Source organism: Streptomyces sp. NPDC014907, assembly GCF_055562975.1.
In genome coordinates, this window is record NZ_JBVHEG010000007.1 from 83,745 (window position 1) to 96,407 (window position 12,663).

Genomic DNA, 12,663 nt, shown 5'->3' on the forward strand with positions numbered 1-12,663 from the left:
GACCGGTGGCGGCCGTACGGCCCGTCAGGCGGATCCGGCCGTCCCGGAGGCGGCGGGAGTCCGCGCCCGGGAGCGGGAGACGGCCACGCCCGCGAGACACAGCACACCCCCGGCGAGAGTGAGGGGGCCGGGCAGCTCGCCCAGGAACGCCCAGGCGAGCAGCACCACGAGGGCGGGCACGGCGTACGTCGTCGCGCCCATCCGTCCGGCGGTCGTACGGGCGAGGGCGTACGCCCAGGTCGTGAACGCGAGCGCGGTGGGGAACACCCCGAGGTAGGCCATGTTCAGGGTCGCCGACAGCGGCGCCCGTCCCATCTCCCCGATCAGCTGTCCGGTGAACGGCAGGCACGCCACCGCCCCCACCAGGCACCCGAACGTCGTCACCTGGAGCGCGCTGCCGTGCGCGAGCGCCGGCTTCTGGGCGACGACCCCGCCCGCGTACGCCACCGCCGCGAGCAGGCAGAGCGCGACCCCCAGCACCGAGGCGTGGCCGCCGGAGGCGTCCCGGGACATCGAGAGGCCGACCGTCACCGCGCCCGCGAACGAGACCGCCATGCCCGCGAGCAGCCGGGGCGGCAGGGACTCCCCGAGGAACCGCGTGCCGAGCAGGGCGATCAGGACCGGCCCGACGTTCACGACCATCGCGGCCGTGCCCGCGTCGACCTCCTGCTCGCCCCAGTTGAGCACCACCATGTACACCCCGAACCAGAGCAGTCCCGAGACCGCGATCCCCGGCCACGCGGCCCGGGGCGGCAGCCCCTCCCTCCGCACCAGGAGGACGGCGCCGAGGACCAGGACCCCGGAGAGGAGCCGCCCGAGCGCGAGCGCGCCGGGGGAGTAGGCCGCTCCCGCGCTGCGGATGGAGACGAAGGCGGAGGCCCACAGGACGACGGTGACACCGGCCGCGGCGAACGCGAGCCGTGAGGGCTGTTTCTGCATGTCCCGACGGTAGGCGGCGAACCGTTCGGCGGTCACCGCAATGTTCCCGGAGCCGGAGCCGGAGCCGGAGCCGGAGTCGGAGCCGGAGCCGGAGCCGGAGCCAGCACCGGCCGCCCTCACCGCGGCGCCCCCGGAGCGATCCCCGGACCGTCCCGCGGCGCGTCCTCGCCCGCCGGGGTCACCTTCACGGCCCGCCCGGATCCGATCCGTACGGCACCACCCGGCGCCGAGCGCGTGGCGGCAGAGCGCGGCGCCCGCGACCCGCGAGGCGCGGCCGGCGTTCGGGCCGGTCGGGGCGGCCGCGCGCGGCGGTGCTCACGCTCCGGCGGCGGCCGAAGTGCCGGGACCCCGCCCGGTCCGCTCGTCCTCCCGGGCCGCGTACTGCGCGGCGAGCCCGTCGAGGAGCGCCCGCAGGCCCGTCTCGAAGGCTCCCTCGTCCACCTTCTGGCGGTGTTCCGCGAGGAGGTGGGCCTGCCCCAGGTGGGGGTAGTCGGCGGGGTCGTAGGCCGTCTCGTCGTCCACGAAGCCGCGGGCGAAGGAGCCGAGGGCGGAGCCGGTGACGAAGTACCGCATCAGGGCGCCGATGTACGTGGCCTGGGCGGGCGGCCAGCCCGCGCGGACCATCGCGCCGAAGACGGCGTCGGCGACGCGCAGGCCCGCCGGCCGGCGGCCGGGGCCCTGGGCCAGGACCGGGACGATGTGCGGGTGGTCCGCGAGGGCGGCCCGGTAGGAGACGGCCCAGTCGTGCAGGGCGGTCCGCCAGTCGCGGGGGTCGTCCTCCGTGAACATCGACAGGTCGATCTTCGCGCTCACCGCGTCCGCGACCGCGTCGAGGATCTCGTCCTTGGTGCGGAAGTGGTTGTAGAGCGAGGGGCCGCTGACCCCCAGCTCGGCCGCGAGCCGGCGCGTGGAGAGGGAGGCCAGGCCCTCCGCGTCGACCAGCGCGCCCGCCGTCTCGACGATGCGGTCTCGGCTGAGCAGGGGCTTGCGCGGTCGGGCCATGGCCCACATAGTAGGCCTGCGATCCGAAAACTAGCAGTGGTAATTAAGCGGACGGGTGAGGTGGCACGGTGGATCTGGCGCTGAGCGAGGAGCAGGAGGCCGTACGGCGGCTCGCCGAGGACTTCGTGGCGCGCGAGGTGAGTCCGCACGCCGCCGCGTGGGACCGCGCGGAGGAGGTGGACCGGGGGATCGTGAAGAAGCTCGGCGCCGTCGGCTTCCTCGGCCTCACCGTCCCGGAGGAGTACGGCGGTTCGGGCGGCGACCACCTCGCGTACTGCCTGGTGACCGAGGAGCTGGGGCGCGGCGACTCCTCCGTGCGCGGCATCGTCTCCGTCTCCCTCGGCCTGGTCGCCAAGACGATCGCAGCCTGGGGGAACGAGGAGCAGAAGCGGACCTGGCTGCCCCGGCTCGCCTCCGGCGAGGCGCTCGGCTGCTTCGGGCTCACCGAACCCGGCACCGGCTCCGACGCCGGGAACCTGGCCACCCGCGCCGTACGGGACGGCGACGACTACGTCGTCGACGGCACCAAGATGTTCATCACCAACGGCACCTGGGCCGACGTCGTGCTGCTCTTCGCCCGCACGAACGACACGCCCGGCCCCAAGGGCGTCTCCGCCTTCCTCGTCCCCGCCGACGCCCCCGGCCTCACCCGCCGCCCCGTCCACGGCAAGCTCGGCCTGCGCGGCCAGGCCACCGCCGAACTGGTCCTCGAGGGCGTCCGCGTCCCGGCCGCCGCGATGCTCGGCCCCGAGGGCAAGGGCTTCGCCGTCGCGATGTCGGCCCTCGCCAAGGGCCGCATGTCGGTCGCGGCGGGCTGCGTCGGCATCGCGCAGGCGGCCCTGGACGCGGCGCTGCGCTACGCGGGCGAACGCGAGCAGTTCGGAAAGCCCATCGCCTCCTACCAGCTGGTGCAGGAACTCATCAGCGACATCGCCGTCGACGTGGACGCGGCCCGGCTGCTCACCTGGCGGGTCGCCGACCTGATCGACCGGGGCGAGGACTTCGCCACCGCCGCCTCGAAGGCGAAGCTGTACGCCTCCGAGGCCGCCGTCCGCGCCGCCAACAACGCCCTCCAGGTCTTCGGCGGTTACGGCTACATCGACGAGTACCCGGTCGGCAAGCTGGTCCGCGACGCGCGCGTCATGACCCTGTACGAAGGCACCAGCCAGATCCAGAAGCTCATCATCGGGCGGGCGCTCACGGGGATCTCGGCCTTCTGAGTACACCGGCTGAGTACGCGGGCGGATGCGGCGGACGCCGTGTCCGCCCGATCCTGACCGGTATGAGCGACACACCGGTCAAGCAGCAGAACACCGCCGCCTACTACATGCAGGCCGTCATCTCCTTCGGGATCGCGATCGCGGCCGTGGCCGTCGGCGTCTACCAGCTCGACGCCAGCGCCTGGGTGCGGGCCTTCCTCGCCGTCTCGGTCCTCTACCTCACGACCTCGGCCTTCACCCTCGCCAAGGTCGTCCGCGACCGCCAGGAGGCCGGACAGATCGTCAGCCGCGTCGACCAGGCCCGCCTGGAGAAGCTCCTCGCGGAGCACGATCCCTTCCAGAAGCTCTGAGCCCGTTCCCGCTCCCCGTCCCGCTCCCGGCTCCGCCCCGCTCCGCGCGCCGGCGCTTGAAGGCCGGCAGGCCGTGGGTAGGGGGCGGTGGAAGGGGCGGGGCGTGGACGGCTTCGAGGGGGGCGGCGTGGATCTCGGTTCCGTGGTCATCGCGGTGACGGGCGTGGCGGGGACGCTGGGAGGCGCGGTCCTCACCCAGCGGATCGCCGGACGGGCGAGGCGCCGGGAGATCGCCCTGCTCCGGGAGCAGGAAGAGGCCCGGGAGAACCTGCTCCTGCGGCGCACGTGCTACGTGGGTCTCAACCGCGACGCGCGCCGGTTCACCACGGCGCTCGGCAGGCACCTGCACGTCATGCGGGAGCGGGACGTGGAGGAGGCCGACAGGGAGGCGCTGGAGGAGGCGAAGAGGGCTCACCGCGACAGCCACTCCGAAGCGCAGATGATCGCGCCCGACGCCGTGCTGGCGCGGACGAGCGAGGTCAACAGGGCCCTGAACGGGGTCTACGGCCGGATCAGGCGCCTCGAACGGGGAGAACCCGGACCCGGCGAGACGATGGCGGACGCGGCCCGGGGCCAGGCGGAGGTCTGGGACCTGCTCCGGGCCATGAGGACCACGATGCGCCAGGACCTGGGTGTGTCCCCGGAGGAGTGACACCGCCCCGCCCCGCCGGAGGCCCCGAGCGAATCTAAGCGCTTGCTCACCCTCGTTGTATGGTGTTCGTCCTGACGGGGACCGAGAAGGAGTACGGAATGAGCGCGGCGGAGGAGACGCCCGGCGGCGAGGACGTGCCCTGGGGCGAGGTCACGCCCGAGGCGGCCCGGCGGCTGCTCGTGGCCGCCGTCGAGGCGTTCGCCGAGCGCGGCTACCACGCCACCACCACCCGGGACATCGCCGGCCGTGCCGGAATGAGCCCGGCCGCGCTCTACATCCACTACAAGACCAAGGAAGAGCTGCTCCACCGGATCAGCCGGATCGGCCACGACAAGGCCCTGGAGATCCTCCGGGCCGCCGCCGACGGCGAGGGCGCCGCCGCCGGACGCCTCGCCGACGCCGTGCGCTCCTTCGTCCGCTGGCACGCCGAGCGCCACACCACCGCCCGCGTGGTCCAGTACGAGCTCGACGCCCTCGGCCCCGAGCACCGTGCCGAGATCGTGGAGCTGCGCCGGCGGTCCGACGCGGCCGTGCGCGGGATCATCGAGGAGGGCGTCGCGGCGGGGGAGTTCGACGTCCCCGACGTCTCCGGCACCACCGTCGCCGTGCTCTCCCTCTGCATCGACGTCTCGCGCTGGTTCAACACCCAGGGCCGCCGGACGCCCGACGAGGTCGGCGCGCTCTACGCCGACCTCGTGCTCAGGATGGTCGGCGCTCAGAAGTAGTAGCGGGAGATCGACTCGGCGACGCAGACCGGCTTCTCGGAGCCCTCGCGCTCGACGGTCACCGCCGCCGTCACCTGCACCCCGCCGGCGACCTCCTCGACCCCCGTCAGGACGGCCGTGGCGCGCAGCCGCGACCCGACCGGGACGGGGGCGGGGAAGCGCACCTTCCCGGTGCCGTAGTTGACGCCCATCCTCACGTTCTCGACCGCCAGGACCTGCGGGACGAGCACCGGCAGCAGCGACAGGGTCAGATAGCCGTGCGCGATGGTCGTGCCGAACGGCCCGGCGGCGGCGCGCTCCGGGTCGACGTGGATCCACTGGTGGTCCCCGGTGGCCTCGGCGAAGAGGTCGATCCGCTTCTGGTCGACCTCCAGCCAGTCGCTGTACCCCAGCTGCTCGCCGACCCCGGCGCGCAGCTCCTCGGCGGAGGTGAAGATCCTCGGCTCGGCCATGTCCCTGCTCCCTCTCGTCACGCTCTCCCGGCCTCCCGGTCCTGCGGTTCCCGGGCGCTCCGGTCGCGCTGTCCAAGCGCTTGCTCAGCATTGTGGCGGGGGTGGCACGCTGTCAACGCCCGGCCGGACACCGGGGCGGGCGCGGGACGGGCCCACCCGGCCGGACCCGGGACGGGCCCACCCGGCCGAGTCCGGCAGCGGGTCCCTTAGGGTCGCGGGGTGCCGCAGATTCCAGAGAAGGTCCACGAGCTCACCGTCGGCCAGCTCTCCGCCCGCAGCGGAGCCGCCGTCTCCGCCCTGCACTTCTACGAGGCCAAGGGGCTCATCAGCAGCCGCCGCACCAGCGGCAACCAGCGCCGCTACAGCCGCGACGCCCTGCGCAGGGTCGCCTTCGTCCGCGCCGCGCAGCGGGTCGGCATCCCCCTCGCCACCATCAGGGAGGCGCTCGCCCGGCTCCCGGAGGAGCGCACGCCCACCCACGAGGACTGGGCCCGGCTCTCGGCGGCCTGGCGCACCGAACTCGACGAGCGCATCAAGCAGTTGAGCCGCCTCCGCGACCACCTGACGGACTGCATCGGCTGCGGCTGTCTCTCCCTGGAGACCTGCGTCCTGTCCAACCCGGACGACGTCTTCGGCGAGCGGATGGCGGGCTCCCGCCTCCTCCCGGTGCGCCGCCCGGCCCCGGAGGACGGGGCGTAGGGGACGGCGGCGGACCGCGCTCCCGCCCCCGTCCGCGACCGGGGGCGCGCCGGGACCCTCCGGGGCCCCGGCGGTCCGTCCGCTCCCGGCCCTACGCCGCCGACGCCAGCCGCCGGTGGCGGCCGTCCCGGGCCCGGGCCAGCGCCCCCGACGTGAGCACCGCGCGCGGGACGCCCACGCCGCAGTCCCCGCACACCGGGCCGTACCGGGGCTCGTGCCCGTCGCCCGGCCCGGCCCACTCGATCCGCGGCCCCGCGCACACCGGGCACGCCTCGCCCGGCCCGCGCTCCAGGGCCGTGACCAGCCGTCGCAGCACCTCGGGCAGGGGGTCCGACGGGTGCACTCCGGGGTCATCGCACCGGACCACGCCGTTGCCGCCCCAGACCCGGCGGTGCCAGTCGTCGAGCGCGCCGGGCCGGCGCAGCCCCTCGTGCTTCTCGCGCCGCCGCCGGGCGGCGAACCCCTCCTCGTACGCGAGCCAGACGGCCCGCGCCTCCTCCAGTTCGTCGAGCGCCGCCACCAGCCGCCCCGGGTCGAGCTCCCGGTCCTCGGGCCCGAACCTGTGTCTGCGGCACAGGTGGTCCCAGGTCGCCCGGTGCCCGTACGGGGCGAACCGCTCCAGGCACTTGCGCAGGGAGTACCTGCGCAGCGCGGTGTCGCACCCCGGATCGCGCACCTGTCTCGCGAGACTCCGGAAACCGGCCATCTCCCGCCACCTCCGTCGCTGGTCCTTCCGCGGTATCAGAGGGACGAACGGGAGGCGCTCCGCGTTCCATCGGGGGCCGGAGGACCGCCGCCGGCGGGACGGGAGGGGCCCACCGGGCACGGCGTGATCCCCGTGCCCGGCGGGACCGCCGGCCGGTTCCGGGAGCCGGCCCCACGGACCGGGCCGGCTCCGGGAGACGGACGCGCGAGGGGACTTCAGCGCAGCCGCGCCGCCGAGATCCGGGGGAAGTGGATCAGGAGGTCGTACGAGGCGGAGATCCGGCCGGGCACGGTGTCGCCCGGCCAGGGGTACGCGGTCCCGATGTTCCGGTACGGCCGGGTCGTCCCGAGCCAGTCGCGTGCCGCCGGGGTCGTGTGCCGGAGGTCCAGGTAGAACGGGGCGGACCCGACCCGGTCCAGGGTGTGGGCGCCGCTGTCGGGCCCGAGCGGGCCGACGGTGAAGGCCCGCAGCGGCTCGCCCGGTGCCCCGGTGTCGTGCGCGTTGAAGGACCCCTGCCCGAAGGAGGCGCCCACGCTCACGTAGTCCCGGCCGAGCGCGTCCCGCAGGAAGGCGCCCTGGAGGCGCGGGTAGTGCTCCGGGTCGAGCGTCACGTACCCCACGTGCCCGTTGTGCGCGGAGAGCAGCATCCGGTCCCCGGTCCTCCGCTGCCACCACACGGTGTTCTCGGCCATGGTCCGGTCGCGGTGGAGCATCGCCGCCGCGACCCCCTCCGGCGTCGCGAAGTCGTGCGCGTACTCGGTGCCGACCTGGGCGATCGCGCGCGCGTGCTGCACGGCCCAGGCATGTGCCTCCCGCGCTCCGGCGCCCCCGACGGGCCGCTGCCGCTCCAGGAGGGCGAGCGCCCGGTTCGCGTCGTCGGCCGTCCGCCGCCGCTCGGCGAGCGGCCGCTCCATGTACCCCTTCATCCAGGCCCCGGCGCCGCCCGTGGGCCGGGACCCCCGGTACAGCTCCCGGAACCGGGGGAGGAGCGCCGGACGGGTGCGGGAGACGTACGAGGTGACGGCGTCGAACAGGTTCGGGCCCGCGTAACCGAGGTCGTTGCCCATGAAGCGGACCTGGTGGCCGGGGTGGGCCTGGTTGTGGCGCCGCATCCAGCGGAAGAGGTCGAGGTACTCCTCGGTGTTCCAGAGGCGGTACGACTCCTGGAACTCGTCCCGCATGATCGCCTCGATGTCGCCGCGGCCGGTGCGCACCCACTCGTCGACGAGGAGGCCGGTGGACCAGTTGGCCTCCAGGGCGAAGGTGGTGAACCCCTTCCGCTCCACCAGGTGCTCGAAGATCCGGTGTTTGGCGGTGAAGAACTCCGCCGAGCTGTGGGTGGCCTCGCCCACGCCGACGACCTTGGCGGAGCCGATCATCCTGTCGAGCGGACGCAGATCGGCCAGGGGGTGCGCGGAGCGGGCGAGTTCGCGCGCCGGGTCGGTGACGGCCGAGGCGGCGCCGGCGGGGAGGGCGGCGGCGCCGGCCTGCCCCGGGACGAGACCGCCCAGACAGACGGCGAGCAGCAGGCCGGCGACGGACAGGCGGCGCCGTACCGGGGACTTCGGGAGCGTGGTGGAGTGCATGGGACCAGCCTGGTGGGCGGGACGTCACCGGGACATCCCGCCCGCCCCCCTCCGTGACGTTCCGTGCGCCCCCGCGGGGCACGGGGGACAACCCCCTTCCGGGCGGTCCTCAGCGGTACAGCAGGTACTCCCGCCGCACCGCCCGGAAGGCCTCCAGGTCCTTCTGCCACGCCCCGACGACCTCGTCCGCGTCCGCGCCCGCGTCGATCAGGGTCCGCACCCGGGCCGAGCCGGTCAGCCTGTCGATCCAGTGGTCCGGCCGCCAGGCGAAGCCGGACCACGTGCGGCGGGCGGTGACCAGGAGCCCGATCCCCGTCCGCACCGGGTCGAAGGCCTCCCGGTCGTGGACGTGCAGCTGCACCCCGCCCACGGTCCTCCCCTGGAACTTGGAGAAGACCGGCGCGAAGTAGGCCTCGCGGAAGCGGACCCCGGGCAGGCCGAGCGCGTTCGCCGCCTCCGCCCACCGGTGGTCCACCCCCTCGGCGCCGAGGAGTTCGAAGGGACGGGTGGTGCCCCGCCCCTCGGAGAGGTTCGTGCCCTCGAAGAGGCAGGTCCCGGAGTAGACGAGCGCGGTCTCCGGCGTCGGCATGTTCGGGCTGGGCGGCACCCAGGGCAGCCCGGTGGCGTCGAAGAAGTCCGTCCGCCGCCACCCCGTCATCCGTACGGTCTCCAGGGCGACGGGCTCCTCCAGGAACTCGCCGTTGAAGAGCCGGGCCAGCTCGGCCACCGTCATGCCGTGCGCCTGCGCGATCGGCTCGCGTCCCACGAAGGTGGCGAACGCGCGGTCCAGGACGGGGCCGAGGGCCGCGCGGCCGGTCACCGGGTTCGGCCGGTCCAGGACCACGAACCGCTTCCCGGCGAGGGCGGCCGCCTCCATGCAGTCGTACAGCGTCCAGATGTAGGTGTAGAAGCGCGCGCCCACGTCCTGGATGTCGAAGACGACGGCGTCCACCCCGGAGGCGGTGAAGACGTCCGCCAGCGGCCGGCCGCTCTTCAGGTACGTGTCGTACACCGGCAGCCCCGTCGCCGGATCGTCGTACCGGCCCTCCGAACCGCCCGCCTGGGCGGTGCCCCGGAAGCCGTGCTCGGGGCCGAAGACGGCGACCAGGTCCACCCGTTCGTCGGCGTGCATCACGTCCACGAGGTGCCGCGCGCCGGCGGTCACGCCGGTCGGGTTGGTGACGACGCCGACCCGCTCGCCGGACAGGAGCGCGTACCCGTCCGCCGCGAGCCGGTCGAAGCCGGTCCGCACCCCCCGGTGTCCGGTCTCCCGGCCCGGGGGAGCGGCCGGGGCGGGGTGCGCGGTGGCGGCCACCGCCCCGAGGGCGCCTCCGGCGGCCAGCAGACTCCGACGCGACAGACCCATGCGCGAACCTCCTCGATCGCCGGCCCCGGCCGGGGCACGTGACATGGGCACGCACGCTAGCGTTCCCGGCGGCCTCCGGGAACGAGGCGTGCGGGTCCGCTCTTCCCTCCTCACATACCGACCGGTTAGTCTGCGCGGGTCGTCGTCCCGGAAAGTCCTGGAGAGGTGGGCCACCCATGAGCGCGGACACGAACACGGGAACGGGTGCGGACGTCCTGCGGGGCGCCGGGGTCGTCGTCACCGGCGCGGGCGGCGGCATCGGGGCCGCCCTCGCCCGCCGCTTCGCCGCCGAGGGCGCCCGGGTCGTCGTCAACGACCTCGACGCCGGCCGCGCCCGGGCCGTCGCCGGGGAGATCGGGGCCGTCGCCGTCCCGGGCGACGCCTCCGCCGTCGTGGACGAGGCCCGCGAGGCCCTGGGCGGCGCCGTCGACGTGTGGTGCGCCAATGCCGGCCTCTCCTCGCCCGGGGACGCCTTCGCCGGCGAGGACGTCTGGGCCGCCGCCTGGGACGTCAACGTCATGGCCCACGTCCGCGCCGCCCGCGCCCTGCTCCCGGAGTGGCTGGAGCGCGGCAGTGGCCGTTTCGTCTCCACCGTCTCCGCCGCCGGACTGCTCACCATGATCGGCGCGGCGCCGTACAGCGTCTCCAAGCACGGCGCGTACGCCTTCGCCGAATGGCTCTCCCTCACCTACCGGCACCGCGGCCTCGCCGTCCACGCCATCTGCCCGCAGGGCGTCCGCACGGACATGCTCGACGCCGCCGGAAGCGCGGGCGAACTCGTCCTCGCCCCCACCGCCATCGAGCCCGAGGACGTCGCGGACGCCCTCATGGACGCCATCGGGGACGGCCGTTTCCTCGTCCTGCCCCACCCCGAGGTCGCCGGCTACCACCGCAACCGGGCCACCGACCCCGAGCGCTGGCTCGCCACCATGAACCACGTCCAGCGGACCTGGGAGGCGGGCTCCCGTTAGCCCCCGTCCCGGCGGATGGGAAGATCTGGGGACGGGGCGGCGTTCCCGGCACGGAGGGCGGCCGCGCACCGTCACGGCCACGCGTGCCGGGACGGCCACACACATCAGGACGAGCACCAGGGAAGGCGGCGGAGCATGGCCAGGACGACGGACGGGAGCGGCGCCCCCGTCCCCCAGAGACTCCTCGCCGCCGCCACCCGGCTCTTCGCGGAGCGGGGCTACGACCGCACCTCCGTCCAGGAGATCGTGGAGGCCGCAGGGGTCACCAAGGGCGCCCTCTACCACTACTTCGGTTCCAAGGAGGACCTCCTCCAGGAGGTCTACTCCCGCGTCCTGCGCCTCCAGCAGGAACGGCTCGACGCCTGCGCCGGCGCCGACGCGCCCGTGGAGGAACGGCTGCGCGCCGCCGCCGCCGACGTCGTCGTGACCACCATCGAGAACCTGGACGACGCGGCGATCTTCTTCCGCTCCATGCACCACCTCAGCCCGGAGAAGAACAAGCGGGTACGGGCCGAGCGGCGCCGCTACCACGAGCGGTTCAGGGCCCTGGTCGAAGAGGGCCAGCGGACGGGCGTGTTCTCCTCCGCGACCCCCGCCGACCTCGTGGTCGACTACCACTTCGGCTCCGTGCACCACCTCTCCACCTGGTACCGTCCGGACGGCCCGCTCACCCCCGAGCAGGTCGCGGGCCACCTCGCCGACCTCCTCCTGCGGGCCCTGCGCCCCTGACCGCACCCCCGCCGGGGGTGCGGCCGGCCGCGGCGGTCCCGCCGCCCCTACAGGTACTTCTTCAGCTCCCGCCGCGCCAGCGACCTCTGGTGGACCTCGTCCGGCCCGTCCGCGAGCCGCAGCGTCCGCGCCGCCGCCCACAGCTCGGCCAGCGGGAAGTCCTGCGACACCCCGGCCGCCCCGTGGGTCTGCACGGCCTTGTCGACGATGTCCACGACCGCGCGCGGGGTCGCGATCTTGATGGCCTGGATCTCGGTGTGGGCGCCCCGGTTGCCGACGGTGTCCATGAGCCAGGCCGTCTTGAGGACGAGGAGCCGGAGCTGCTCGATGGTCACCCGGGCGTCCGCGATCCAGTTCCGCACGACGCCCTGACGGGCGAGCGCCTCGCCGAAGGCGGTGCGGGAGACCGCGCGCCGGCACATCAGCTCCATCGCCCGCTCCGCCATGCCGATCAGCCGCATGCAGTGGTGGATGCGGCCGGGGCCCAGCCGGGCCTGGGCGATGGCGAAGCCGCCGCCCTCCTCGCCGACGAGGTTCGCCGCCGGGACGCGGACGCCGTCGAAGACCACCTCGGCGTGGCCGCCGTGGTAGTGGTCCTCGTACCCGTACACCCGCATCGCGCGCCGCACCTCGACGCCCGGGGTGTCGCGCGGCACGAGGACCATCGACTGCTGGCGGCGGGGGTCGCCGCCGTCGGGGTCGGTCTTGCCCATGACGACGAAGACCGCGCAGTCGGGGTGCATCGCCCCCGAGATGTACCACTTGCGCCCGTCGATCACGTACGAGTCGCCGTCACGCCGGATCCGGGTCTCGATGTTCGTCGCGTCGGAGGAGGCGACGTCGGGCTCGGTCATCGCGAACGCCGAACGGATCTCGCCGGACAGAAGCGGCTCCAGCCACCGCTTCTTCTGCGCCTCGTCGCCGAACTGGGCGAGCAGTTCCATGTTCCCGGTGTCCGGGGCGGCGCAGTTGAGGGCGGTCGGGGCCAGCTGCGGGCTGCGGCCGGTGATCTCGGCGAGCGGCGCGTACTGGAGGTTGGTCAGCCCCGCCCCGTACTCCGCGTCCGGGAGGAAGAGGTTCCACAGGCCCTGCCGCTTGGCCTCGGCCTTCAGCTCCGCCACCACCGGCGGTTCGTCCCACGGCGAGGCGAGCCGCTCCCGCTGCTCGTGGGCGGTCCGTTCGGCCGGGTACACGTGCTCGTCCATGAAGGCGAGGAGTTTCGCCCGCAGTTCCTCGGTGCGGGCGTCGTACGCGAAGTCCATGACG

The 12,663-nt window shown here is 74.4% G+C and carries 14 protein-coding genes; 7 read left to right on the forward strand and 7 right to left on the reverse strand.

Annotation, left to right across the window (positions count from 1 at the left end; all coding sequences use genetic code 11):
• Positions 1 to 24: 24 nt before the first annotated feature.
• Positions 25 to 939: a DMT family transporter gene (locus tag ACZ3IL_RS19830; RefSeq protein ID WP_467391730.1), complete on the reverse strand. Its 915-nt coding sequence runs from the start codon at positions 937 to 939 to the stop codon at positions 25 to 27.
• Between the two features lie 315 nt (positions 940 to 1,254).
• Positions 1,255 to 1,941: a TetR/AcrR family transcriptional regulator gene (locus ACZ3IL_RS19835; RefSeq protein WP_467391731.1), complete on the reverse strand. Its 687-nt coding sequence runs from the start codon at positions 1,939 to 1,941 to the stop codon at positions 1,255 to 1,257.
• 68 nt (positions 1,942 to 2,009) lie between these two features.
• Here ACZ3IL_RS19835 and ACZ3IL_RS19840 point away from each other — a divergent pair, with 68 nt between their 5' ends.
• The 4 genes from ACZ3IL_RS19840 to ACZ3IL_RS19855 all read left to right on the forward strand — a co-directional run bounded on the left by ACZ3IL_RS19840 (position 2,010) and on the right by ACZ3IL_RS19855 (position 4,888).
• On the forward strand, positions 2,010 to 3,161 hold the full coding sequence (locus ACZ3IL_RS19840; RefSeq protein ID WP_467391732.1) for an acyl-CoA dehydrogenase family protein: 1,152 nt from the start codon (positions 2,010 to 2,012) through the stop codon (positions 3,159 to 3,161).
• 62 nt (positions 3,162 to 3,223) lie between these two features.
• The gene (locus ACZ3IL_RS19845; RefSeq protein ID WP_467391733.1) at positions 3,224 to 3,511 is read left to right on the forward strand and encodes a YiaA/YiaB family inner membrane protein; all 288 of its coding nucleotides are present in this window, start codon (positions 3,224 to 3,226) and stop codon (positions 3,509 to 3,511) included.
• 103 nt (positions 3,512 to 3,614) lie between these two features.
• Positions 3,615 to 4,163 (forward strand): hypothetical protein, encoded by a 549-nt coding sequence (locus ACZ3IL_RS19850; protein ID WP_467391734.1) that lies wholly within the window; start codon positions 3,615 to 3,617, stop codon positions 4,161 to 4,163.
• Between the two features lie 98 nt (positions 4,164 to 4,261).
• Complete coding sequence (locus ACZ3IL_RS19855) at positions 4,262 to 4,888, forward strand: TetR/AcrR family transcriptional regulator (protein ID WP_467392042.1); 627 nt, start codon at positions 4,262 to 4,264, stop codon at positions 4,886 to 4,888.
• Here the strand turns inward: ACZ3IL_RS19855 and ACZ3IL_RS19860 are convergent.
• Positions 4,879 to 5,340 (reverse strand): MaoC family dehydratase, encoded by a 462-nt coding sequence (locus ACZ3IL_RS19860; RefSeq protein ID WP_467391735.1) that lies wholly within the window; start codon positions 5,338 to 5,340, stop codon positions 4,879 to 4,881. The two genes, ACZ3IL_RS19855 and ACZ3IL_RS19860, sit on opposite strands and share 10 nt — an antisense overlap.
• A gap of 219 nt (positions 5,341 to 5,559) precedes the next feature.
• On the opposite strand from ACZ3IL_RS19860, the gene soxR reads away from it, so the two are divergent.
• Complete coding sequence (gene soxR / locus ACZ3IL_RS19865; RefSeq protein ID WP_467391736.1) at positions 5,560 to 6,039, forward strand: redox-sensitive transcriptional activator SoxR; 480 nt, start codon at positions 5,560 to 5,562, stop codon at positions 6,037 to 6,039.
• Between the two features lie 91 nt (positions 6,040 to 6,130).
• Here soxR and ACZ3IL_RS19870 read toward each other — a convergent pair whose 3' ends face one another.
• The 3 genes from ACZ3IL_RS19870 to ACZ3IL_RS19880 form a co-directional block, all read right to left on the reverse strand.
• A complete protein-coding gene (locus ACZ3IL_RS19870) occupies positions 6,131 to 6,745 on the reverse strand; it encodes a hypothetical protein (RefSeq protein ID WP_467391737.1) in 615 nt (204 codons plus the stop codon).
• 215 nt (positions 6,746 to 6,960) lie between these two features.
• Positions 6,961 to 8,331, reverse strand: coding sequence for an erythromycin esterase family protein (locus tag ACZ3IL_RS19875; RefSeq protein WP_467391738.1), 1,371 nt, complete (start codon positions 8,329 to 8,331; stop codon positions 6,961 to 6,963).
• A gap of 109 nt (positions 8,332 to 8,440) precedes the next feature.
• Entirely contained in the window at positions 8,441 to 9,697 is a 1,257-nt protein-coding gene (locus tag ACZ3IL_RS19880; RefSeq protein WP_467391739.1) for an exo-beta-N-acetylmuramidase NamZ family protein, read from the reverse strand.
• A gap of 176 nt (positions 9,698 to 9,873) precedes the next feature.
• Here ACZ3IL_RS19880 and ACZ3IL_RS19885 point away from each other — a divergent pair, with 176 nt between their 5' ends.
• Both ACZ3IL_RS19885 and ACZ3IL_RS19890 read left to right on the forward strand, forming a co-directional pair.
• The gene (locus ACZ3IL_RS19885; RefSeq protein ID WP_467391740.1) at positions 9,874 to 10,668 is read left to right on the forward strand and encodes an SDR family oxidoreductase; all 795 of its coding nucleotides are present in this window, start codon (positions 9,874 to 9,876) and stop codon (positions 10,666 to 10,668) included.
• 135 nt (positions 10,669 to 10,803) lie between these two features.
• The gene (locus ACZ3IL_RS19890; protein WP_467391741.1) at positions 10,804 to 11,397 is read left to right on the forward strand and encodes a TetR/AcrR family transcriptional regulator; all 594 of its coding nucleotides are present in this window, start codon (positions 10,804 to 10,806) and stop codon (positions 11,395 to 11,397) included.
• Positions 11,398 to 11,444: 47 nt separating this feature from the next.
• On the opposite strand, the gene ACZ3IL_RS19895 is transcribed toward ACZ3IL_RS19890, so the two are convergent.
• Positions 11,445 to 12,659 (reverse strand): acyl-CoA dehydrogenase family protein, encoded by a 1,215-nt coding sequence (locus ACZ3IL_RS19895; protein WP_467391742.1) that lies wholly within the window; start codon positions 12,657 to 12,659, stop codon positions 11,445 to 11,447.
• Between the last annotated feature and the right edge of the window lie 4 nt (positions 12,660 to 12,663).

Excerpts from the sequence above, each read along its gene's own strand:
- ACZ3IL_RS19830 (WP_467391730.1), bottom strand. The coding sequence starts at position 939 with ATGCAGAAACAGCCCTCACGGCTCGCGTTCGCCGCGGCCGGTGTCACC.
- ACZ3IL_RS19835 (WP_467391731.1), bottom strand. The coding sequence starts at position 1,941 with ATGGCCCGACCGCGCAAGCCCCTGCTCAGCCGAGACCGCATCGTCGAG.
- ACZ3IL_RS19845 (WP_467391733.1), top strand. The coding sequence starts at position 3,224 with ATGAGCGACACACCGGTCAAGCAGCAGAACACCGCCGCCTACTACATG.
- ACZ3IL_RS19855 (WP_467392042.1), top strand. The coding sequence starts at position 4,262 with ATGAGCGCGGCGGAGGAGACGCCCGGCGGCGAGGACGTGCCCTGGGGC.
- ACZ3IL_RS19860 (WP_467391735.1), bottom strand. The coding sequence starts at position 5,340 with ATGGCCGAGCCGAGGATCTTCACCTCCGCCGAGGAGCTGCGCGCCGGG.
- ACZ3IL_RS19870 (WP_467391737.1), bottom strand. The coding sequence starts at position 6,745 with ATGGCCGGTTTCCGGAGTCTCGCGAGACAGGTGCGCGATCCGGGGTGC.
- ACZ3IL_RS19875 (WP_467391738.1), bottom strand. The coding sequence starts at position 8,331 with ATGCACTCCACCACGCTCCCGAAGTCCCCGGTACGGCGCCGCCTGTCC.
- ACZ3IL_RS19880 (WP_467391739.1), bottom strand. The coding sequence starts at position 9,697 with ATGGGTCTGTCGCGTCGGAGTCTGCTGGCCGCCGGAGGCGCCCTCGGG.
- ACZ3IL_RS19885 (WP_467391740.1), top strand. The coding sequence starts at position 9,874 with ATGAGCGCGGACACGAACACGGGAACGGGTGCGGACGTCCTGCGGGGC.
- ACZ3IL_RS19890 (WP_467391741.1), top strand. The coding sequence starts at position 10,804 with ATGGCCAGGACGACGGACGGGAGCGGCGCCCCCGTCCCCCAGAGACTC.
- ACZ3IL_RS19895 (WP_467391742.1), bottom strand. The coding sequence starts at position 12,659 with ATGGACTTCGCGTACGACGCCCGCACCGAGGAACTGCGGGCGAAACTC.